Origin of the sequence: Pseudomonas sp. UBA7500 (genome assembly GCF_002478435.1) — a bacterium.
Taxonomy (GTDB): Bacteria; Pseudomonadota; Gammaproteobacteria; order Pseudomonadales; family Pseudomonadaceae; genus Aquipseudomonas; species Aquipseudomonas palmensis.
Genome location: NZ_DLNW01000047.1, coordinates 263,798 through 285,032 on the forward strand (window position 1 = coordinate 263,798; position 21,235 = coordinate 285,032).

18 protein-coding genes are annotated in these 21,235 nt (G+C 64.6%); 9 read left to right on the forward strand and 9 right to left on the reverse strand.

What is annotated here, in order from left to right; genetic code table 11:
• Positions 1-116 precede the first annotated feature (116 nt).
• Positions 117-1,421, forward strand: a complete 1,305-nt coding sequence (locus B4I46_RS20235; protein WP_078480999.1) for an MFS transporter — start codon at positions 117-119, stop codon at positions 1,419-1,421.
• A gap of 135 nt (positions 1,422-1,556) precedes the next feature.
• Complete coding sequence (locus tag B4I46_RS20240) at positions 1,557-2,564, forward strand: aldo/keto reductase (RefSeq protein ID WP_043862758.1); 1,008 nt, start codon at positions 1,557-1,559, stop codon at positions 2,562-2,564.
• Here the strand turns inward: B4I46_RS20240 and nahK are convergent.
• From nahK to B4I46_RS20255, 3 genes are all read right to left on the reverse strand, one after another.
• Positions 2,542-5,190 carry a hybrid sensor histidine kinase/response regulator NahK/ErcS' gene (gene nahK / locus B4I46_RS20245; RefSeq protein ID WP_078481000.1) on the reverse strand — a complete coding sequence of 883 codons (2,649 nt, stop codon included), beginning with the start codon at positions 5,188-5,190 and terminating at the stop codon, positions 2,542-2,544. The genes B4I46_RS20240 and nahK overlap by 23 nt on opposite strands.
• Entirely contained in the window at positions 5,120-6,283 is a 1,164-nt protein-coding gene (gene nosP, locus B4I46_RS20250; protein ID WP_058540175.1) for a nitric oxide-sensing protein NosP, read from the reverse strand. Before nosP ends, nahK begins: the two co-directional genes overlap by 71 nt.
• 219 nt (positions 6,284-6,502) lie before the next feature.
• Positions 6,503-7,684: a porin gene (locus B4I46_RS20255; RefSeq protein WP_043860154.1), complete on the reverse strand. Its 1,182-nt coding sequence runs from the start codon at positions 7,682-7,684 to the stop codon at positions 6,503-6,505.
• Positions 7,685-8,021: 337 nt separating this feature from the next.
• Between B4I46_RS20255 and B4I46_RS20260 the strand changes: the two genes are divergently transcribed.
• Both B4I46_RS20260 and B4I46_RS20265 read left to right on the forward strand, forming a co-directional pair.
• Entirely contained in the window at positions 8,022-9,092 is a 1,071-nt protein-coding gene (locus tag B4I46_RS20260; RefSeq protein WP_043860155.1) for an enoyl-CoA hydratase/isomerase family protein, read from the forward strand.
• Between the two features lie 16 nt (positions 9,093-9,108).
• A complete protein-coding gene (locus tag B4I46_RS20265; protein WP_043860156.1) occupies positions 9,109-10,260 on the forward strand; it encodes an acyl-CoA dehydrogenase family protein in 1,152 nt (383 codons plus the stop codon).
• Positions 10,261-10,327: 67 nt separating this feature from the next.
• Here B4I46_RS20265 and B4I46_RS20270 read toward each other — a convergent pair whose 3' ends face one another.
• Genes B4I46_RS20270 through pedF form a run of 3 tightly spaced genes read right to left on the reverse strand, consistent with a single transcriptional unit; the run spans position 10,328 to position 12,459 of the window.
• Entirely contained in the window at positions 10,328-11,254 is a 927-nt protein-coding gene (locus B4I46_RS20270) for a quinoprotein relay system zinc metallohydrolase 1 (protein WP_104572447.1), read from the reverse strand.
• Positions 11,255-11,262: 8 nt separating this feature from the next.
• The gene (locus B4I46_RS20275; protein WP_054914531.1) at positions 11,263-12,018 is read right to left on the reverse strand and encodes a quinoprotein dehydrogenase-associated SoxYZ-like carrier; all 756 of its coding nucleotides are present in this window, start codon (positions 12,016-12,018) and stop codon (positions 11,263-11,265) included.
• A 3-nt stretch (positions 12,019-12,021) separates the two neighbouring features.
• On the reverse strand, positions 12,022-12,459 hold the full coding sequence (pedF, locus tag B4I46_RS20280; RefSeq protein ID WP_043860159.1) for a cytochrome c-550 PedF: 438 nt from the start codon (positions 12,457-12,459) through the stop codon (positions 12,022-12,024).
• 273 nt (positions 12,460-12,732) lie between these two features.
• Between pedF and exaA the strand changes: the two genes are divergently transcribed.
• The gene (gene exaA / locus B4I46_RS20285; protein WP_043860160.1) at positions 12,733-14,604 is read left to right on the forward strand and encodes a quinoprotein ethanol dehydrogenase; all 1,872 of its coding nucleotides are present in this window, start codon (positions 12,733-12,735) and stop codon (positions 14,602-14,604) included.
• Between the two features lie 102 nt (positions 14,605-14,706).
• Positions 14,707-15,357, forward strand: coding sequence for a pentapeptide repeat-containing protein (locus tag B4I46_RS20290; protein ID WP_043860161.1), 651 nt, complete (start codon positions 14,707-14,709; stop codon positions 15,355-15,357).
• 17 nt (positions 15,358-15,374) lie between these two features.
• Here B4I46_RS20290 and B4I46_RS20295 read toward each other — a convergent pair whose 3' ends face one another.
• Positions 15,375-16,019, reverse strand: a complete 645-nt coding sequence (locus tag B4I46_RS20295; protein WP_043860162.1) for a response regulator — start codon at positions 16,017-16,019, stop codon at positions 15,375-15,377.
• A gap of 156 nt (positions 16,020-16,175) precedes the next feature.
• Between B4I46_RS20295 and B4I46_RS20300 the strand changes: the two genes are divergently transcribed.
• Together B4I46_RS20300 and B4I46_RS20305 are read left to right on the forward strand one after the other, a co-directional pair.
• Positions 16,176-16,712, forward strand: a complete 537-nt coding sequence (locus B4I46_RS20300; protein ID WP_043860163.1) for a PQQ-dependent catabolism-associated CXXCW motif protein — start codon at positions 16,176-16,178, stop codon at positions 16,710-16,712.
• A gap of 45 nt (positions 16,713-16,757) precedes the next feature.
• Entirely contained in the window at positions 16,758-17,423 is a 666-nt protein-coding gene (locus tag B4I46_RS20305) for a response regulator transcription factor (RefSeq protein WP_043860164.1), read from the forward strand.
• Here the strand turns inward: B4I46_RS20305 and B4I46_RS20310 are convergent, their stop codons facing one another.
• Positions 17,424-18,227 (reverse strand): hypothetical protein, encoded by an 804-nt coding sequence (locus B4I46_RS20310; RefSeq protein WP_286901542.1) that lies wholly within the window; start codon positions 18,225-18,227, stop codon positions 17,424-17,426. It lies immediately after the preceding gene.
• A 592-nt stretch (positions 18,228-18,819) separates the two neighbouring features.
• On the opposite strand from B4I46_RS20310, the gene B4I46_RS20315 reads away from it, so the two are divergent.
• Entirely contained in the window at positions 18,820-19,893 is a 1,074-nt protein-coding gene (locus tag B4I46_RS20315; protein WP_274096324.1) for a 3-deoxy-7-phosphoheptulonate synthase, read from the forward strand.
• Positions 19,894-20,026: 133 nt separating this feature from the next.
• Here the strand turns inward: B4I46_RS20315 and B4I46_RS20320 are convergent, their stop codons facing one another.
• A complete protein-coding gene (locus B4I46_RS20320; protein ID WP_153002429.1) occupies positions 20,027-21,181 on the reverse strand; it encodes a hypothetical protein in 1,155 nt (384 codons plus the stop codon).
• Positions 21,182-21,235 lie beyond the last annotated feature (54 nt).

Below are 21,235 nucleotides of genomic sequence, written 5' to 3' on the forward strand. Positions count from 1 at the left end.
TGCAGCGCAAAGGCTGTGCAAAAGCACAAAGACAGCGTCCTCTGGCTCAAACAGACTCGTCATGACAACTGCCTCGACGCAGTTGCGGCGATAAACATAAAAACAGAGAGAGAATCATGTCATACCGCCCTGCCCCTGACCAAGGCCACGACATCGACCGCAACGCGCTGTACCGGCGCATCACCCTGCGGCTGATCCCGTTCATCTTCATCTGCTACCTGTTCAACTACCTGGACCGCGTCAACGTCGGCTTCGCCAAGTTGCAGATGCTCGACGCGCTGAAGTTCAGCGAAACCATCTACGGCCTGGGTGCCGGCATCTTCTTCATCGGCTACGTGCTGTGCGGCCTGCCCAGCAACCTGGCGCTCAACCGCTTCGGGCCACGGCGCTGGATCGCGCTGATGATGATCGCCTGGGGCACGCTGTCGACCTGCCTGCTGTTCGTCACCACCCCCATGGAGTTCTACGTGCTGCGCCTGTTCACCGGCGCCGCCGAAGCGGGGTTCTTCCCGGGTATCGTGCTGTACCTCTCGCGTTGGTTCCCGGCGCAGCGGCGCGGGCGCATCATGGCGCTGTTCATGTCGGCGATCCCGGTGTCGGGGCTGCTGGGCGGGCCGTTCTCGGGGTGGATTCTCAACCACTTCGCCGCCGGCCAGGGCGGCCTGGCCGGCTGGCAATGGATGTTCCTGATCCAGGGCGTGCCTACCGTGGTGCTCGGCTGTCTGGCGATCGTGCTGCTCAGCGATGGCTACGCCAAGGCCGGCTGGCTGACCCCGGCGCAGCGCCAGGCGGTTGAGGCCGACCTGAACGCTGACGCGGCGGCCAAGCCGAAAACCGCCAGCGACAGCCTGCTGTCGGTGCTGGCCAACCCGTTGATCTGGACCTTCGGCTTCATCTACTTCTGCATCCAGAGCGGCGTGTATGCGATCAACTTCTGGCTGCCATCGATCATCAAGAACATGGGTTTCGACGATGCCCTGCTGATCGGCTGGCTGAGCGCCATCCCGTACCTGCTGGCCGGGCTGTTCATGCTGCTGGTGGGGCGTTCGGCAGACCTGCGCAACGAGCGGCGCTGGCACCTTGTGGTGCCGATGCTGATGGGCGCGGTGGGGCTGCTGATGGCGGTCAACTTCGCCCACAGCCCGGTGATCGCGATTCTGGGCCTGAGCATCGCGACCATGGGCGCGCTCACCGGCCTGCCGATGTTCTGGCCGATGCCCACTGCCCTGCTCACCGCGGGCACTGCGGTGGCGGGCCTGGCGATCATCAACTCGGTGGGCCAGATGGCCGGGTTCCTCAGCCCGTACCTGGTGGGCTGGATCAAGGACCAGACCGGCTCGACCGACGTGGCGTTGTATTCGCTGGCGGGGTTGATCGTGGTGGGCAGCCTGGTGGCGCTGCGGGTGTCGCGTTCCAGCTGACGACCGCTTCGCCGGCAAGGCCGGCTCCTACGGGCCTGAGGGCCGTTCACACGATTGTGCGGGAGCCGGCCTTGCCGACGAAGCTTTCAACCCTGTAAAACAGCTCGACCCCCTCCCGCAAAAGGATGCTCGAGCATGATCTACCGTCCCCTGGGCCGCAGTGGCCTGCAGGTTTCCGCCCTCACCCTGGGCAGCATGATGTTCGGCGAGCAGACCAGCACCGAAGACTCGCTGCGTATCATCGACAAGGCCTGGGACCAGGGCATCAATTTCATCGATACCGCCGACGTGTACAACGCCGGCCGCTCCGAAGAAATCGTCGGCGAAGCCATCGCCCGCCACCGTCACGACTGGGTGCTGGCCTCCAAGGTCGGCTTCGGCCCGGTCGACGGCCTGCCCAACCGCAGCGGCCTGAGCCGCAAGCATATCTTCAATGCCATCGACACCAGCCTCACGCGCCTGGGCACCGATTACCTGGACATCTACTACCTGCACCGCGAAGACCACGCCACCCCGCTGGAGGTCAGCGTGGCAGCCATCGGCGACCTGCTGCGCCAGGGCAAGATCCGTCACTGGGGCGTGTCGAACTTTCGCGGCTGGCGCATCGCCGAGGTGTGCAACCTGGCCGAACGCCTGGGTATCCCCAAGCCTGTGATCAGCCAGCCGCTGTACAACATCGTCAACCGCCAGGCCGAAACCGAGCAGTTCACCGCTGCAGCCTTTCACGGCCTGGGCGTGGTGCCCTACAGCCCGCTGGCGCGTGGGGTGCTCAGCGGCAAGTACGCCCCCGACGCCACCCCGGACGCCAACAGCCGCGCCGGGCGCCAGGACAAGCGCATCCTCGAGACCGAATGGCGCAGCGAGTCACTGGCCATCGCGCAGAAGATCCACGCCTATACCCAGGCCAAGGGCGTGGGCATGGTCGAGTTCGCCATTGCCTGGGTGCTCAACAACCAGCACGTCAGCTCCGCCATCGTCGGCCCGCGCACCGAAGCGCAGTGGGACACCTATGGCGGTGCCCTGCAGGTGAAGATCACCGCCGAAGACGAAGCCTTCATCGATTCGCTGGTTACCCCCGGGCATGCCTCCACCCACGGCTACAACGACGCGGCACACTTCGTCAGCGGGCGCCAGCCACGCTGAGTTCGCAACCGATCAGGTGGCTGATGGCGGCCTTGAGCTTCATCGGCCGCACCGGTTTGTGCAGCAGGCTGTGGCCCAGGTCGCGTACCTGCTGCTTGAGCTCCACGCTGTAGTTGGCAGTGATCATCAGGGCCGGCAACGGCGTGTGCCGCTGCGTATTGATCGACCCGACCGCCTCCAGGCCGTTGCGGTCGTTGTCCAGGTGATAGTCGACGATCAGCAGGTCGGCCCACTCGCTGTCCAGTGCCACCTGGCGGGCCAGGTCCTGCTCGCTCAGGGCGGTGACCACCGAGCAGCCCCACTGCTCCAGCAGGCTGCGCATGCCCGCGCAGATCGCCGCATCGTTGTCCACCACCCAGATACGTGCGCCGTCCAGGCGTTCGGTCAGCGGCTCGACCTGTGACGGTTGCGGCTCGCGCCGGGGCGCACGCTTGCTGCGCGGCACCTCGATGGAGAACACCGAGCCCTTGCCCGGTGTGGAGCGCAGGTGCACGCGGTGGCCGAGAATGCCGGCGATCTTGTCGACGATGGCCAGGCCCAGGCCCAGGCCGCGATCCTGGTCGGGACGCTGCAGGTCGCCGCGCTTGAACTCCTGGAACACCTCGGCGCACTTGTCGGGGGCGATGCCGATGCCGGTGTCCCATACCTCGATGAACACCCGCTGCCCACGCCGCCGGCACCCGAGCATCAGGCGCCCCTGCGGGGTGTAGCGGATGGCATTGCTGAGCAGGTTGCGCAGGATGCGTGCCAGCAGCTGGATGTCGCTGCGCACCCGCAGGCTGCTGCGCACGTAGCTCATGCGCAAGCCTTCGCTGGCGGCGGCATGGGCGTACTCGGCGGCCAGGTTGTCGAGCAGGTCGCTGACCGCGAAGGTCGCGACATCGGCCTTGATCACCCCGGCATCGAGCTTGGAGATGTCGACCAGGGTGCCCAGCAGGCTTTCGACGTCATCCAGCGAATTGCTGACGTTGCGCACCAGCGCCGGGCTCGCACAGTTCTGCTCCTGCAGCGCGCTGGTGAACAGGCGCGCGGCGTTGAGCGGTTGCAGCAGGTCGTGGCTGACCGCGGCAAGGAACTTGGTCTTGGACAGGTTGGCCTGGTCGGCCTCCTGCTTGGCTTCGCGCAGGCGCGCTTCGGCGCGGCGCCGCTCTTCGATTTCGCGCAGCAGTTGCTGGTTGAGCTGGGTGAGTTCGGCGGTGCGCTCGCGCACCCGCAACTCCAGGTTCTGGTAGGCCTGGTGCAGGGCTTCGGCGGTACGCCGGCGTTCGGTGATGTCGCGGATCAGCACGAAGATCCCCACCACTTCGCCGCTGGCCAGCTGGTTGGGCACATAGGAGCGCAGCATGTAGCGTTCCTGGCCGTGGGCGTTGGTTTCGGCGAACTCGAACGTCACGCTCTCGCCCGACAGTGCCCGCTCCACGTAACTCTCCAGGCGCTGGTAATGCTCGGCGCTGTGCACCTCGCGCAGGCTCTGGCCGAGCATTACCCCGCGCGGCCAGCAGTACCACTGCTCGTACACCTTGTTGGTGAACTCGTAGACCAGGTCGGCGTTGAGGTAGGCGATCAGCGCCGGCACGTGGTCGGTGATCAGGCGGATCCAGCGCTCGCTCTCGCTCAGCGCCTCGGCATGCTGATAGCGCTCGGTGATGTCGGTGAAGGTGTTGACGAAACCGCCGGCTGGCAGCGGATGGGTACGGATTTCGAGCATGCGCCCGTCGAACAGGCGCTGCTCCAGCTCATGGATGCTGCGCCCGTTGGCATCGGTGCTGGCCGGGGTGAGCAAGGCCAGCTCGCTGTCGGCGATCACCTCGGCAAAGTCGCGATGGGCGGCAATCGGGGCCAGCCCGCTGAGTTCCAGAAAGCGCCGGTTCCACAACTCCAGCACGCCGTCGGCATTGACCATGGCCACGCCCTGGGACAGGTTGTCGACCGCACGCTGCAGCAGGTGCGACTTCTGCGCCACGGCCTGTTCGCGGCGCTGGGTTTCGCTGAGCTTGATCTGGGTGATGTCGGTGAACAGCATCACGCAGCCGCCGCCCTGGGTCGGCCGCTCGCTGACCTGCAGCCAGCGCCCGCCCTGCAGGCGGTACACCATGTGCTCGGCGCTGGGGCCGCGTTGTTCTTCGCAGAACAGCCCGGTGCTCTGCATCAGCCGCTTGATCTCGGCCAGACGCATGCCGCCGATGATGCGGATGCGGCTGTTGGCCCAGAACGCCTTGAAGCGCTGGTTGAACAGCACGATGCGCTGCTGCGGGTCGAACAGCACGAAGGCGTCGGAAATGCTTTCGATGGCGTCCACCAGGTACTGGTGCGCGGTTTCGGCGCGCAGCCGCGCATCGCTGAGCAGGTGGTTGCTGGCCTTGAGTTCGGCCATGGCCTGGTTCAGCGCATCGGTGCGCTCGCGCACCTGCTCGGCCAGCACCACCGAGTGCTGGAACGCCGCATACGAGTCGTCCGGGCGCGCGGCACCCGATTCCTGGCGTTCGATCAGGGCGGCGTTGATACGGCTGAGCTTGCGGTTTTCATGCTGCAAGCGGGCGATCAGCGCGGCCTGGTCAATGTCCACGGCGTGCACGGGGCTGGCCAATGGCGACGCCGGTGAACGTCTGGTTGATGTGCATGCCATTGAACTGTTCTCCATAGGAGTTGAACCCCACCACAGGCTGCTGCTGCAAAAAGGCGCCGACGGCTTCGAACTCTGCGCTGCCTTCCAGCTCCAGGCGGCGCAGGAAGCAGTCGCAGCCGATGGTCAGCAGCAACGGCCCGAGGCGTTCGCGCAAGCCGTCGAACAACGCGCTCAGGTTGGGCAGCAGGGGCCCGGGGCGCATGGCGGTGAGCACGATGCCGTTCTCCACCGCGCAGTAGAAACTCAGGCTGCCGTCGTCGTGCACCTGCTGGATGGCCCGCACGTAGTAGCGCTCGTTGATGCGCACCGCCAGCGGGTGGGCGGCGAAGGTGCGGTGGTCGAGCTGTTCGGGGGGCACGCCGATCAGCGCGGCGTATTCCTGCGCGGCGGGTTCGGCATTGAGCTCGTAGACCCGGCGCAGGGTACTGTCGGCGCGGGTGACCACGAGCTTTTCCTGACGCGGCTGGATGTGGTGGGTGGTGAACACCTCGAAATCCAGGCAGGTATTGACCAGCAGCACCACGGCAGCGCTGCTGTGGAAGGCGCCGTCGAAGTACACATGGGTGTGGTGCAGGTAGTTGTCGTCGCCGGCCGAGCCGCCGAAATGCGGGATGTCGCCCAGGGCGGCACTGAGGGCGGCAAGCACGGTTTCCTCACGGCTGGACAGCCCGTCGAGCAGGGTCAGGGCGAAGCTGTGGCCCTTGATCGGGGCCAGGGTGTTGCTGCGACAGTCGCCGACCAGGCGCTCGACCATCTGCTGCGCGTCGATCAGGCTGAAGTACTGCATGGGGGCGATGAGTTCGGCGGCAATCGAGAACATCCGGTAATCGAAGCCCAGCGCGGTGATGCAGCCGCGGCCGTAGCCTTCGGGGGTGATTTCGCCGGCGCTGGTGCAGCCTGCCAGGCGGATGCCGCCCAGGCTCTGTTGTAGCGAGTGGGCCAGGGCTGGCAGGTCGTATTCGGCGGAGCAGAAGAACAGCACGAAGCCCAGGTGCGGGTGCAGCAGCTGACGGGCCAGGTCCTGTGCGGCCTCTTCGGCGACACTGGCGCGCGAGACGGCACTGACAATGCCCTCGGCGGGGGGTTGGTGCATGACGGCCTCCGGCGGGGGCTTTAACGGATGGGCCCAGTGTACGAAGGGGCTGGAGGGGGTCGAATGCTACTTGGGTAGTGGGTGGGGGTGGCATTGGTTGTAGGTTTGCAAGGGGGGGGCCCTTTCGCTGGAACGCCGGCGCCCACAGGTTTGCCACTGACATGAAGAACAGTGGCATCGCTGTGGGCGCCGGCTTGCCAGCGAAGGGGGCGACGCGGTTTACCAGGTCAGCACGGCACCCAGGGCCAGCGTATCGGTGTCTTCGTTCTGGCTGCTGCCCTCATGCCCGCGGATTTCGAACTGGTTGTATTCGGCTACCAGAGTGAGGTTGGCATTGATGTCGCGGAACAGCGCGATGCCGCGGGTCTCGTAGTCGGCGCCGGTGTTGACCGCGCCGTTGCCGTCGTCCTTGGTCTTGCCGTACGACAACGCCAGGCGGTTCTTGCCGAACTTGTACGAGCCCTGCATCAGGTAGCCCTTGCTGTCGACCTCGCGCAAGGTGGCTTCCCCGGCGTTGTTGGTGAAGAACGGGTTGATGCCCTTGGCGGTGAAGCCGGAACCGGTCAGCGAGAAGGCGCCCATCTTGGCCTGTACGCCATAGCCCAGGCCCTTGGAGGTCACCGAGTCGACGTTGTGGTCGGTGTTGTCCGAGGTCTGGTAGCCACCGTTGATCCAGCTGTAGATCTTGGCGCCCCCCAGGTCGAACTGGTAGGTGATCTCGCTCTCGGTGCGCGGATTCTTCTGGTAGGCCTTGCCCACCGCGCTGTCATCGTTGGTATCGACCGGGTCCATGATGCCCACGGCGATGCGCAGGCCATCCATCACCGGGGTGCGGTAGGTGATCTGCGCAGTGGGGAACGGGTACGGGTAGCCGGTGCCGATGTTGCCGAACGATACGCCGCCACCGTCCACCAGGCCGAGGGTGTCACTGACCTGGCCATAGCCGGCCAGCAACTCGTCGAGCAGGATGTTGGAACGGGCGAACAGGCCGAAGTCCTTGCCGATCAGTACCTCGCCCCACTCCGAATTGGTCACGGTGCCGTAGAACTGACGCACGTCGATGGCCGTGTCGGTGCCGTTGGTTTCACTGTCGTTGATGGTGACCCAGAACGAAGCGCGCCCGCCCAGCTTGAGGTCGTCGATCTGACGGGTCATGTTGAAACCCAGGTAGTTGGGCAGAAAGCCCATCTTGACCCGGGACTGGCGACGGTCGAACTGCTCGCCGTCACGGTCGACCTTGCTGTTGACGTAGAAGGCGTTGATGTAGCCGTCGGTGGAAAAGGTCGTGTCGTCCTTGTCGTACAGCATGATCTCGGCCTGGGCCAGCGGGGTCAGGCCCAGCGCGGCAAGGCTCGCCACCAAGGGCAGGAAACGTGTATGGGCATTCTTATTGTTGTGCATGACGCTCTCCGCAAACGGGTGGACGGTTGTCGGAGGCGATTATCGAAAAGCGGCGCCGCGCGCCCTACGCTGCCTTGGGGGCAAGGCGCTGCTGCTTTGGCGAGGCGCGAGGTGCCAGGCACCGGGGAACTAATCCTGTGTCCGCCAGTGTCACAAGGCTAAAGTGCCAGCACCCGCTCCGGATGGCCGAGACCACCATGCAAAAATGCAGACAGGCACTGCAGTTTTGTCGATTGTAATGGGCAAAATTGCACTGTTACGATCCGACGATCCTTGAATTCATCTCCACGGCGCGACAAATCATGTGGAAAATCAATAACAAAGCAGGGAGACAGCGATGACCGCGCAAGCGCATTCCCCGGTCGATACCAACGTACTGGCTACCGTACGCAACCATGTAGGCCATCTGACCCTCAACCGCCCCGCCGGCCTCAACGCCCTGACCTTGCCGATGGTGCGTCAGCTGCAGCAGCAGCTCGACGCCTGGGCCGTCGACCCGCAGGTTCACGCAGTGGTTCTGCGTGGCGAAGGCCCCAAGGGTTTCTGCGCCGGCGGCGACATCCGTTCGCTGCATGACAGCTTCAAGGCAGGCGACAGCCTGCACCGCGACTTCTTCGTGGAGGAGTACGCGCTGGACCTGTGCATTCATCACTACCGCAAGCCCATCGTTGCCCTGATGGACGGCTTTACCCTGGGCGGCGGCATGGGCCTGGCCCAGGGCGCGGAGCTGCGTGTGGTCACCGAGCGCAGCCGCCTGGCCATGCCCGAAACCGGCATCGGCTACTTTCCGGACGTGGGCGGCAGCTATTTCCTGTCGCGCATCCCCGGTGAACTGGGCACCTACCTGGGGGTGAGCGGCGTGCAGATCCAGGCGGCCGACGCGCTGTACTGCGGGCTGGCCGACTGGCACGTCGACAGCGCCAGGCTGAGCACCCTGGATGAACGCCTGAACACGCTCAAGTGGAGCGAGCACCCGCTCAAGGACCTGCAGGGCGTGCTGGCCAGGCTGGGCACCCAGGCCCTGGACAACCCTCCCCTGGCTGCGCTGCGCCCGGCCATCGACCACTTCTTCGCGTTGCCCGATGTGGCCAGCATCATCGAGCAACTGCGTGCCGTGACCGTCGGCGACAGCCACGAATGGGCACTCAAGACCGCCGACCTGCTGGCCACGCGCTCGCCCCTGGCGATGGCGGTGACCCTGGAGATGCTGCGTCGCGGGCGCCACCTGAGCCTGGAGGACTGCTTTGCGATGGAGCTGCACCTGGACCGGCAATGGTTCGAGCACGGCGACCTGATCGAAGGTGTACGCGCGCTGATCATCGACAAGGACAAGCAGCCTCGCTGGAACCCCGCCACCGTCGCCGAGCTTTCACGCTCGCGGGTGGATCAATTCTTCGAAGGCCTGTGAGGGCCGGAGTACGCACATGCAAGACCTGGAACTGACTGAAGAACAGATCATGATCCGCGACATGGCGCGCGACTTCGCCCGTAACGAGATCGCCCCGCATGCTCAGGCCTGGGAAAAGGCCGGCTGGATCGACGATGGCGTGGTGGCCAGGATGGGTGAGCTGGGCTTGCTGGGCATGGTGGTGCCCGAGCAATGGGGCGGCAGCTACACCGACTACGTGGCCTATGCACTGGCGGTGGAAGAGATTGCCGCCGGCGATGGCGCCACCGGGGCGTTGATGAGCATCCACAACTCGGTTGGCTGCGGCCCCCTGCTCGCCTATGGCAGCGACCTGCAGCAGCAGACCTGGCTGGAGCGTCTGGCCACCGGCCAGGTGATCGGCTGCTTCTGCCTTACCGAACCCCAGGCCGGCTCCGAGGCGCACAACCTGCGCACCCGTGCCGAGCGCGTGGGTGATGAGTGGGTGATCAACGGGTCCAAGCAGTTCGTCAGCAATGCGCGGCGCGCGGGCCTGGCGATCGTGTTTGCGGTGACCGACCCGGAGCTGGGCAAGAAAGGGTTGTCGGCGTTTCTGGTGCCGACCGACAACGAAGGTTTCGTGGTCGATCGCAGCGAACACAAGATGGGCATTCGCGCCTCCGACACCTGTGCGGTGACCTTGAACAACTGCCGTGTGCCGGCAGCCAACCTGCTGGGCGAGCGTGGCAAGGGCCTGGCGATCGCGCTGTCCAACCTTGAGGGCGGGCGTATCGGCATTGCGGCTCAGGCGCTGGGCATTGCGCGTGCGGCGTTCGAGGCGGCGCTGGTGTATTCGCGTGACCGCATCCAGTTCGGCAAGCCGATCAACGAGCACCAGAGTGTGGCCAACCTGCTGGCCGACATGCAGGTGCAACTCAATGCGGCGCGGTTGTTGATACTGCATGCGGCGCGTTTGCGCAGTGCGGGCAAGCCGTGTTTGAGCGAGGCTTCGCAGGCCAAGCTGTTTGCTTCGGAGATGGCCGAACGGGTGTGTTCCAAGGCCATCCAGGTACATGGTGGGTATGGTTACCTGGAAGACTACCCCGTGGAGCGATACTACCGCGATGCGCGGATCACCCAGATCTATGAGGGCTCGAGCGAGATTCAGCGCATGCTGATTGCGCGGGAGTTGAAGCACTATCCGTTGTAAAGGCGCGGTTTGATGTGAGGCCGGGCCACCATGGCCTGTCAGCCTTGTTGGCCCGGCCCCAGACCTTCTAGCGGTCCACCCGCTTGAGCACCTGCCGCTCATACTGCGGGTACAGATGGCTCACGCTGCGAATCAGCTCGTACTGACTCAGCGCTATGCCCGCAAACCGCTGGGGTATCGGCGTGGCAATCACCTCGGTCATGTCCAGCCCCTGCGCCGCACTCTCACGCATCACCTTGTCCAGCCACCCCAGGTAATCAACCATCTGCGCAAACGGCGCACGGTCCGTGGCCAGCGGGCCGTGCCCCGGTACCAGCACCTTCCACGGCAGCGCCTCGAGCCGCTGCAGATCCTGTAGCCACACCGCCAGGCCAGGGGTGTTGGGCGTGGTCAGCGCACGCTGGTAGAACAACAGATCGCCGGCAAACAACACTCCGGTCTTCTCGTCGAACACCGCCAGGTCGGCACCGCTATGACCGGTCAAGGCCAGCAGCCGCAGCCGGTGCGAACCGAATGCACGCTCACCCGCCGCCACCGGCTGGTCGGGCAGGCGTACCTGGGTGCCACGCATCCAGTCACCCACCATGCGGTACATGTTCTCGGCCAGGCCATCACCCTGCTCCTCCAGCAACTGCGTGGTGCCAGGCAGTGCACCGACAGACACACCGGCAAAGGCCTGGCTGCCCAGCGCATGATCGGGGTGGTGATGGGTCAGCAGCACCTGCACCACCGGCTGGTCGGTGACGCTTTCGATGGCTTTGCGCAAGGCCTGCCCATAGCGCAGCGACGGACCGCTGTCGATCACCACCACGCCAGCCTCGGTGACGATGAAACCGGTGTTGACGATGTTGCCGCCGTTGGTACGGGAGAAGTGCTCGGTGCTGCCCTCCAGCACATAGGTGCCGGCCGCGATCTGGCGCGGCGCCAGGCGATAGTCCAGGTCGGCCAGGCTCGGCAGGCTGACACACGCCAGCAACAGCAACAGTACTCGCATCACGGTCCTCACTCGATGGCAGCGTCGAACTGGTTGCCGTTGTTGTCACGCAGCACCAGGCGGGTAGCCCCCTGGTTGAGCAGGTCGAAGCCCAGGCTGGGGTTCTCGCTCACGGCAGGAAACAGTTCGAGGGTGGCCAGCGACTGGCCCTTGGCATCGAACAGCTCGGCGTGTTCGATGAAGAATTCGGGGATGCCGCCAGTCAGGCCGTTATCCATCGGGTGCGACACGTCCAGGCGCACGCGGCTGAAGGCTTCGCGCGGGTAGCGTGCACCCAGTACCTGGCCCAGACGCTCTTCCCAGCCGGGCTGGCTGCGTACCACGCTGGGCGCCGTGCAGCCACCGCCGGCGGCATCGATCAGGCCCGAACCGATGTGCCAGGTACCGTCATCGGTCAACACGGCCGCACGCAGCGGGGTGGCCTGCTCGATGCGTATGCGCACAGCCAGCCACGGCAGAACCTGCGGGCCGGGATGGAAATCGACGACCCGCGGTATCGGGTTGAGTTCGGCCCACACGAGTATGCGCTGCACCTTGCCCGGCAACGCCCGGGCATCGACCTGCAACGGCACCTGTCGGGCGTCCTCGGCGAATGGCGGGGCAATCACCCGCACGCGCTCATCAAAGACGTAGGGCTCATCCTGGAGCCACTGTTTGCGATAGAACTCCCACATCACCGATGGCACCGGATCGGCACCCGGCTGTATTGCACAGGCCGGGCCGGCCAGCAGCAACGCGGCCAACAGCAACGGTACCCGGCGCATGGCCTATTCCTCGATGTGCACGCTGTCAAGGTAGGTACGCACCGCCCACAACGCTTCCTGGCTCAGGTAGTCGGCCATCTTGGGCATGTACACGCGCCCGTCACGCACCGCGCCGTTGCGTACCCGCTCCACGAACCATTCATCGCCCGCCTCGCCCTCGTCCAGCAGGCGCAGGTCGGGGGCGATGCCACCGGACTTGGCTTCCAGGCCGTGGCAGGCCGCGCAGTTCTGGTTGTAGGCCGAGGCGCCGATGGACACTGCCTCGTCATGGTTGGGGCCGTTGCGGTAGGGGTTGGTTTCACGCCACTCGTCACCGAGTTTTTCCAGGGTGCCGGTGTTGACCGCCGACGGGGTCACGTTGCCATGGGCGAACACCGCCCCGGTACTCATCAGGCCGGCCATCAGCACGGCGCTCATCCAGGCGTTTTTCACTGTTGTCATTGTTCTGCCCTCGACTGCTTTGTCTGTACGGTTTGCACGCAGGCACCTCGCGATACCGGGGTGCTGCCGGGCATCTTAGAAAGCGCACTCCAGCGCCCCCATGCTGCTTTGGTGGTCGCGTGCTACTCCCTTGGTAGTAGGGCTTGTGGGGCAGTGCCAAATCATGCGCCGACTGGGACATTTTCCCGCTCAGGGCGGGAGTTTTTCCGTATCTGCGCAGGCGGCGACGATCCAGTCTAGGCAGGCACAAAACCTCCATTGGGAACACCCACTATGACAATAAGATCGTTACCCGCCGCGCTTTCCCCACTGTCCATGGCTGTGCAGGCCGTCCTGCTGGTCTCGAGCCTGGCCCTGGCACCGGCGGCCAACGCCAAGCCGGTGACCTGGGAAGACATCGCCAACGACCACCTCAACACCCAGAACGTGCTGCAGTACGGCATGGGCACCAATGCCCAGCGCTGGAGCCCGCTGGCCATGGTCAACGACAAGAACGTGTTCAAGCTGACCCCGGCCTGGTCGTACTCCTTCGGTGACGAAAAGCAACGCGGCCAGGAATCCCAGGCGATCATCAACGACGGCGTGATCTACGTCACCGGCTCCTATTCGCGGGTGTTCGCCCTGGATGCCAAGACCGGCAAGCGTCTGTGGACCTACAACCATCGCCTGCCGGACAACATTCGTCCGTGCTGTGACGTGGTCAACCGTGGCGCTGCCATCTTCGGCGACAAGATCTACTTCGGCACCCTCGATGCCCGCGTGATCGCGCTGAACAAAGACACCGGCAAGGTGGTATGGAACAAGAAATTCGGCGATCACAGCGCCGGCTACACCATGACCGGCGCCCCGACCCTGATCAAGGATCAGAAGAGCGGCAAGGTGCTGCTGATTCACGGCAGCTCCGGTGACGAATTCGGCGTGGTCGGCCAACTGTATGCCCGCGACCCGGAAACCGGTGAAGAAGTGTGGATGCGTCCGTTCGTCGAAGGCCACATGGGCCGCCTGAACGGCAAGGACAGCACCCCTACCGGCGACGTCAAGGCGCCGTCCTGGCCGGACGATCCGACCACCGAGACCGGCAAGGTCGAATCCTGGAGCCACGGTGGCGGCGCCCCATGGCAAAGCGCAAGCTTCGACCCCGAAACCAACACCATCATCGTCGGCGCCGGCAACCCTGGCCCGTGGAACACCTGGGCACGTACCTCCAAGGACGGCAACCCGCACGACTTCGACAGCCTGTACACCTCGGGCCAGGTCGGCGTCGACCCGACCACCGGTGAGGTCAAGTGGTTCTACCAGCACACCCCGAACGATGCCTGGGACTTCTCGGGCAACAACGAACTGGTGCTGTTCGACTACAAGGACAAGGACGGCAAGCAGTACAAGGCCACCGCGCACGCTGACCGCAACGGCTTCTTCTATGTGGTGGACCGCACCAACGGCAAGCTGAAAAACGCCTTCCCGTTCGTGGACAACATCACCTGGGCCAGCCACATCGATCTCAAGACCGGTCGCCCGGTCGAAAACGAAGGCCAGCGCCCTGCCAAGCCATTGCCAGGCGAAACCAAGGGCAAGCCGGTGGAAGTCTCGCCACCGTTCCTGGGCGGCAAGAACTGGAACCCGATGGCCTACAGCCAGGACACCGGCCTGTTCTACGTACCGGCCAACCATTGGAAAGAGGAATACTGGACCGAAGAGGTCAACTACAAGAAAGGGTCGGCCTACCTGGGCATGGGCTTCCGCATCAAGCGCATGTACGAGGACCACGTAGGTTCGCTGCGTGCGATGGACCCGACCACCGGCAAGGTGGTGTGGGAGCACAACGAGCGCCTGCCGCTGTGGGCCGGCGTGCTGGCCACCAAGGGCAACCTGGTGTTCACCGGTACCGGCGACGGCTACTTCAAGGCCTTCAACGCCAAGACCGGCGAAGAGCTGTGGAAATTCCAGACCGGCAGCGGCATCGTTTCGCCACCGATCACCTGGGAACAGGATGGCGAGCAGTACATCGGCGTGACCGTCGGCTACGGCGGTGCAGTACCGCTGTGGGGTGGCGACATGGCCGAGCTGACCAAGCCGGTGGCACAGGGTGGATCGTTCTGGGTGTTCAAGATCCCGGCCTGGGATACCAAGACCGCCAAGCGTTGATCTGAGCGTTTTCGCGGGTCAAGTTCGCCACCACAAGGGATCACCAAACCTGTGGGAGCGGGCTTGACCCGCGTCTGCTTTCAAACTGCCAAGGAGATTCCCATGAAGTATCTGCCCCTAGTGCTCGCCGTCGCCCTGTCCCCGGCTTTTGCTGCCGACGACGAACTGGAACCACAGCCGCTGAAGATCAACGGCTGCATAATCCAGCCTGAAAGCCAGTGCCCCGGCGCCAACCTGCAGAACGCCGACCTGAACAACCAGGACATGCGCAAGATGAACCTGGCCGGTGCCGACCTGCGTGGCGCCAACCTGCGTCACGCCAAGCTCGACCTGGCCAACCTGGAGAAAGCCAACCTGCAAGGCGCCAACCTCACCCGTGCCAGCCTGCAGCAAACCAACCTGCGCGTGGCCAACTTCACCGATGCCACGCTGATCGCGGTCCAGGCCTGGGGCATGTACGCCCAGGGCGCCAACTTCAATGGTGCCAACCTCAGCGCCGCCTACCTGGAGTTTGCCCGCCTGTCCGGCGCCAAGCTGCACAATACCAACCTGCAAGCCGCCGACCTGGAAATGACCTGGCTGAGCAGGGCCGACCTTGTGGGTGCGAACCTGGCCGATGCCAACCTGCAGGAAGCCAAGTTCGGTGAAAGCAACCTGGAGAAAGCCGACCTGCGCGGCACTCGCCAGCACTACGCCAACTTCCAGGACAGCAACATGGAAGGCTGCCAGGGTTGCCCGAGCACCTGGGACTAGGTGCCTGCGTACACAGCCTACGCCGCTATACGCAGCAGGCCGGCTTCGATTGCCAGGTGCACCAGTTCGGCATGGGAGCTGACCTGCAGCTTGCTCTTGAGCAAGGTCAGGTAGTTGGAGACGGTCTTGGCGCTGATGCACAGCTGCTGGGCTATCAACCGGGTCGGCGTGCCCTTGGCCAGCATCAGGAAGATTTCGATCTCGCGCTGGGTCAGCCCCTGCAGGCGAGCATTGCCGCCACCCTGCCCCGGGTGCGGCTGACAGGCCAGCTGGGTGGCCAGCGGTTGCTCGATGTAGGCATGCCCCGCCAGTACCCGGCGCACGGCTTCAAGCACCACCGCCGGCGCTGCCGCTTTGGACAGAAACCCGCAGGCCCCCGCGTCCAGTGCCTGGCGAACCAGGCCCAGCTCGGTGTGTTCGCTGAAAAACAGCACGCGCAATTGCGGCAGGCGCTGACGCAGGCGCCGGGTGGTTTCCAGGCCGCTGATGCCGGGCAGGTCGAAGTCCATGATTACCAGGCCGGGCAGTTCCTCCTGCACCTGCTGCAGGGCCTCCTCGCCGCTGCCGGCCTCGCGAACTGGCAGGCCATTGAGCCCTTCGCCCAGAAAGTGGGCCAGGCCCAGGCGGATCATCGGGTGGTCGTCGACCAGCAAGATGCCCATCGCGCAGTACTCCTGTAGTGGCTATACCCCATGCTAGAGCCGCTGGCGAGCACGGCCGCTACTACTTTGGTACTGCCCGCGCTGTCGATGGTCGCATTCACAAAGCGCCAGTACTGGCCTGTAATACCAGGCATAACAAAAACGAGACTGCCGACCATGCTGCTGCGTGCCTTGTTCGCTTCTGCCTGCCTGACCCTGGCGGTGCCCGCCAGCGCCGACACGGCGCTGTTCACTGCCGACGGCTACCGCGCCACCCTGTACCGCAGCCCTACCCCCGATAAGGCGCCGCCGGCGCAGACCCTCGATACCGCGCAGCTGCAGGCTCTGCTGCAACAGCAGCCCCCGCCGTTGCTGATCGACGTGTACAAGCGCCCCTGGCTGCATGGCCGGTTCATCGACAGCGAGCCGCATGCCAACCTCCCCCACAGCCACTGGCTGGCCAACACCGGCGATGGCCAGCTGGACAACGCCTGGGCCCGCTATTTCAGCCGCCACCTGCAACGCCTGAGCCATGGCGACAAGCAGCGCGCCATCGTCTTCTACTGTCGCTCCGATTGCTGGCTGAGCTGGAATGCGGTCAAGCGCGCCGATGCACTGGGCTACACGCGGCTGTACTGGTACCGTGATGGCCTGGATGCCTGGGAGAATGCCGGGCTGCCGGTACACCCCGCGACACCCGAAGCGTTCCCCTGACTACTGTCTGCCTAGCGGTCAACCACAACAATAAGGTGCAAAGCCATGTACAAGATTCTGATCGCCGACGACCACCCGCTGTTTCGCGAAGCGATCCACAACGTCATCACTGACGGCTTCCCTGGCAGCGAGGTCATGGAAACCGCCGACCTGGACAGCGCCCTGAGCCTGACCGGCCAGCATGACGACCTGGACCTGATCCTGCTGGACCTGAACATGCCCGGCATGCATGGCCTTGGCGGGCTGATCAACCTGCGCAACGAGGCGCCGACGATCCCGGTGGTGATCGTCTCGGCCGAGCAGGACAAACAGGTGGTGCTGCAGGCAATCACCTATGGCGCGGTGGGGTTCATCACCAAGTCGTCGCCGCGCTCGCAGATGACCGATGCCATCGAGCAGATCCTCAACGGCAACGTGTACCTGCCGCCCGACATCATCCGCACGCAAAAAAGCACCGGCCGGCGCAACCAGAGCGAGCATGCAGGCTTTGCCCCGGAGCTGCTGCAGGCGCTCACCCGCAAGCAGTTGCTGGTGCTCGAGCGCATGACCAAGGGGGAGTCGAACAAGCAGATCGCCTACAACCTGGATATCGCCGAGACCACGGTCAAGGCCCATGTCTCGGCGATTCTGCGCAAGCTCAACGTGCACAACCGGGTGCAGGCGATTCTCAGTGCCGGCGATATCGACTTTACCGCCTATCTGCGGCGCTGATCAGCCGGCGCCGGGCAGCGCGAGGGTCTTGCCGCTGCCCACCGGCCCCATCGTCAACAGGGTTTCGGCCAGGGTCATGGGAACGATCATGTCCTTGGCGTTCTGCGCCTTGTAGTTGATGTCGGCATCGATGTGCTGTTGCACCTGCGCCGCATAGTCAGCCGGATACTGAGCCTTCTCGATTGCCGGCAGGCTGTTGTAGTGAGCCTGCACTTGCTTGAAGAAGTCCGTCATGCGGCCGGTGGTGTTGTATTCCTGCTGCGCCTTGTCGCTGATCTCGCGACGCCACGCCTGCTCCTGGCGGGTGGACTCCTCGAACGCGGCGCGCCGTTCGTTGACCGTGAAGGTGCCGCTGTCATCGTAGGTGATCAGCGCCAGCTGCTCGCGCGACAGGCCGGCGAACGGGTTTTCAACGGTCTTGCTGCCCACGGTCAGCGTCGCGTTCACGAACGCAGTGGCCTGTTCGGCCCGGGCCAGCAGCTCGGGGTCATCGGTGGCCGGTACTTCCTTGTCGTGGGCGGCCTTGTTGGCCGAATACGCAGCGCCGGTAATCTTGTCGAGCAGCGACCTGGCCAACGCACCGAGTGCCGAATGGCTCAGGCCGGTATCGCGCTCGCTGGCACGGGTGGCACTTGCGGCCAGTTGACGGGCCAGGTTGGAGACACTGCTGGTATCCTGCCCGGCGTAGGCATTCAGGGCCCTGGCGCTGCTGCTGTTGCCATGGTTGATGCCAAGGCTGGTAGGGAGGGGGCTTGCACCGGTGGTGCGGGTGGTAATGGCCGATGTGTAGTCGTTCACATGCATCGGGAGACTCCATGTGGTGGTATGCACGTCTGTGCGGCGTGCGCTGACAACGCTCCGGCGCCAGCAATCGGGCGCAAGCCTAACGCCATTTGCCGGTTGCATCCAGTTGCGCGCCTGAAGTAAGCTCGGGCAATCAACTGGAGCACAGCATGTCGTCTATTTCCCTCACTCAAGCACTGCACACAGGTCGCGTATCGCACCTGGCGGCTGTGCCTGCGTGCGCGGCACTGCCTGCCAGCGGCTTTTATTTTGGGTATTGGTTTAGCCACAGGCGCCGCTGATACCCACACCGGCGCCCACTCCCAGGGCCGCCGAACACGAGAATACTCAACCCCCGGTCGGCCCTGCCCACCGGGGGTTTTGTTTTGGGCGCCGTACACCACCGACATCGATGAGGATTGCAGCATGAACCACAGCACCTATTACCGTTACCAAAGCCTTGCCTGGCGATTTAGCCACTGCCGTTCGGGCCAGCCAGCCGCCTCCGACCGGTCGAGTACAGGTGGCACGCAAACACCGACACGAAATCGAACATCTCGCTAGGGCCGAAGGCGCGGGACCGAACCCGCCTTCCGCCCAAGGAAAACCGACCATGCAAGCGTCCACCCAAGCCCTGAACCTGTCCCAACCCCAGGCTGTCGCAGCCAACAGTAGCCTCAACCTGCGCCTGCCCAGCCCGTTTCAGCTCAAGCAGCAACTGCCCTTGTCCAGCGCCCTTGGCGGCCAGGTCGAGCGCCACCGCCAGGCGGTGAAGGCGATTCTCGACGGCGAGGATGATCGCCTGCTGGTGATTGTCGGCCCCTGCTCGCTGCACGACCCCCACGCCGCCCTCGAATACGCCGAACGCCTGGCTGCCCTCTCCCGCCAGGTCGATGACCAGTTGTTGCTGGTGATGCGTGCCTATGTCGAAAAGCCCCGCACCACGGTGGGCTGGAAAGGCCTGGCATACGACCCGCACCTGGATGGCAGCGATGACATGCAGGGTGGCCTTGCACTGTCTCGCCAGCTGATGCTGGGCATGCTCGAACGGGGCCTGCCGGTGGCTACCGAACTGCTGCAGCCGATGGCAGCAGGCTACTTCGATGACCTGCTGAGCTGGGCGGCCATCGGGGCACGCACCACCGAATCGCAGATTCACCGCGAGATGGTCAGCGGCCTGGGGCTGCCGGTCGGATTCAAGAATGGCACCGACGGCGGCGTGGGTATCGCCTGCGACGCCATCCGCAGTGCCGCGCATGCCCACCGCCACTTCGGGCTGGATGCCCAGGGGCATCCAGCGATCGTCGAGACCCTTGGCAATCCTGATACCCACCTGGTGCTGCGCGGCGGCCACCAGGGCCCCAACTACGATGCCGCCAGCCTGGAGCAGGCACGCCAGGGCCTGCACAAGGCCGGCATCCGCCCACGCCTGATGGTGGACTGCAGCCATGCCAACAGCGGCAAGGACCCACTGCGCCAACCTCAAGTGTTCAATCAGGTGCTGCAGCAACGCTTGCAGGGTGACCGCTCGATCATCGGCATGATGCTCGAAAGCCATTTGTTCGAGGGTTGCCAGGCACTGGGCAAGGCCCCCCTGCGCTACGGTGTATCGATCACCGATGGCTGCCTGGGCTGGGGGGCCACAGAAGCCTTGTTGAGCGAAGCGGCCATTAGCCAACGCGGGTAGACACCTGCCGCCCCGACGAGGGCGCTTCGGCCCCCCTCACATAGGCAGAATGTTAAGGGGCAGGCAGGTCAGACGTTCTGGTCCTGCCGGCCCAGCTTGACCAGGGGCAGTGGGTTGGCCGCTGTCGCGTCGATTACCGAAGGGCCTGATCGTTCGGGTCGTAGATGAACAGGCGTCCATCTGTGGGCATCGGGCGCAACTGAAGCAACGGCAAGGTACGGCCCGTATCGGCGAAGTAGTCGGTCTGGAACCGCTTGCCACCTGCCAGGCCATTGCCCGTCACGTAAGAGACCGTGCTGTAGAGCAGCGCCTCAAGCGGCAATCCAAGCGGCGCACCGGCGGGCCAGGCCGCGACCATCAATTCATTCCAGCCATGAAATTCGGTGAGCTGTTGGCGGATCTCGTTGGCCACCCGAAATTCTTGCGCCGTCGGGGAGAACCAACAACTTGTGTACGGGCTGCCACGGTAGCGCGCCAACCATGCCGCTGCCGAATCGACCCCCACTGAGGCGCAGGAAGGCCGGAAGTTGCACATATCGGCCCGCCCGCTAGTGCCACCATCGAAGGGGAACACGCACCGTAGAGACAAGGGTATGGTCGCTGGCGCCGCTTCTTCGCGTATCACCAGCCCCTGCGGCTTGTAGGTACGCAGCACCTTGCTGTCGGCGCGAAAATAACTGAAGGACACGCCATTGCCGCGTACCGAACCGGGGCTCGGATCCCACGCACGGAAGCTGCCGACATCGGTCGTGCGCAGCAGTACACCACGGCAGTAGAAGGCGCCCCGATTGCCCCGGCAGGTGTCGTCGCCATTGCCGGTGTCGAGGTAGCGTGTGTTGAGCCGTGCCGCCACCCGGTAGCCATTGTCCAGTTGGTCTTGCTGACTGAAGCCGAAGACCTGCCCCTGCGGTTCGCCAAGCTGCAAGCGCAGTAGCGGCAGCCATGTACCGGTGGCCTGGAAGTAATCGCGTTGGCTGCTCTGGGCGCGCAACAGACTGCCGGCTTGCCCGGGGTCATAGAACACGCCCTGGATCGCGAGTTGCCCCGGCGCCTGCGCATTCCAGCCGTTCACCACCACCTCGCCCAGGTTGGCCGCTGGCTGGGTGGCCTGGTACGGCTTGCCGTGGGCCAGCGCCGTAAAGCGATCAAACAGCAAGAACCCCGCGCCCGAGCCCAATGTCGTCGGCACATGGTCTTTGCGCACAAAGATGAAGCGCATGTCGGTGCCTTCGGCGGCGTCAGGCACCCAGAACTTCTCGGCCTGGTTGGGCATCAGCGTGCGCAGCACGATGCCGCTGCAGGCAAAGGCAGGTGCGCGCCCCACGCACTGGGACGCGGTACT

What these genes read in the sequence shown, in the direction of transcription:
- B4I46_RS20275 (WP_054914531.1), bottom strand. Translation starts at nt 12,018, where the DNA reads ATGCGCCGGGTACCGTTGCTGTTGGCCGCGTTGCTGCTGGCCGGCCCG.
- B4I46_RS20260 (WP_043860155.1), top strand. Translation starts at nt 8,022, where the DNA reads ATGACCGCGCAAGCGCATTCCCCGGTCGATACCAACGTACTGGCTACC.
- pedF (WP_043860159.1), bottom strand. Translation starts at nt 12,459, where the DNA reads ATGACAACAGTGAAAAACGCCTGGATGAGCGCCGTGCTGATGGCCGGC.
- exaA (WP_043860160.1), top strand. Translation starts at nt 12,733, where the DNA reads ATGACAATAAGATCGTTACCCGCCGCGCTTTCCCCACTGTCCATGGCT.
- B4I46_RS20305 (WP_043860164.1), top strand. Translation starts at nt 16,758, where the DNA reads ATGTACAAGATTCTGATCGCCGACGACCACCCGCTGTTTCGCGAAGCG.
- nahK (WP_078481000.1), bottom strand. Translation starts at nt 5,190, where the DNA reads ATGGCATGCACATCAACCAGACGTTCACCGGCGTCGCCATTGGCCAGC.
- B4I46_RS20265 (WP_043860156.1), top strand. Translation starts at nt 9,109, where the DNA reads ATGCAAGACCTGGAACTGACTGAAGAACAGATCATGATCCGCGACATG.
- B4I46_RS20255 (WP_043860154.1), bottom strand. Translation starts at nt 7,684, where the DNA reads ATGCACAACAATAAGAATGCCCATACACGTTTCCTGCCCTTGGTGGCG.
- B4I46_RS20290 (WP_043860161.1), top strand. Translation starts at nt 14,707, where the DNA reads ATGAAGTATCTGCCCCTAGTGCTCGCCGTCGCCCTGTCCCCGGCTTTT.
- B4I46_RS20300 (WP_043860163.1), top strand. Translation starts at nt 16,176, where the DNA reads ATGCTGCTGCGTGCCTTGTTCGCTTCTGCCTGCCTGACCCTGGCGGTG.
- B4I46_RS20315 (WP_274096324.1), top strand. Translation starts at nt 18,820, where the DNA reads ATGCAAGCGTCCACCCAAGCCCTGAACCTGTCCCAACCCCAGGCTGTC.
- B4I46_RS20310 (WP_286901542.1), bottom strand. Translation starts at nt 18,227, where the DNA reads ATGCATGTGAACGACTACACATCGGCCATTACCACCCGCACCACCGGT.
- nosP (WP_058540175.1), bottom strand. Translation starts at nt 6,283, where the DNA reads ATGCACCAACCCCCCGCCGAGGGCATTGTCAGTGCCGTCTCGCGCGCC.
- B4I46_RS20240 (WP_043862758.1), top strand. Translation starts at nt 1,557, where the DNA reads ATGATCTACCGTCCCCTGGGCCGCAGTGGCCTGCAGGTTTCCGCCCTC.
- B4I46_RS20270 (WP_104572447.1), bottom strand. Translation starts at nt 11,254, where the DNA reads ATGCGAGTACTGTTGCTGTTGCTGGCGTGTGTCAGCCTGCCGAGCCTG.
- B4I46_RS20295 (WP_043860162.1), bottom strand. Translation starts at nt 16,019, where the DNA reads ATGGGCATCTTGCTGGTCGACGACCACCCGATGATCCGCCTGGGCCTG.
- B4I46_RS20235 (WP_078480999.1), top strand. Translation starts at nt 117, where the DNA reads ATGTCATACCGCCCTGCCCCTGACCAAGGCCACGACATCGACCGCAAC.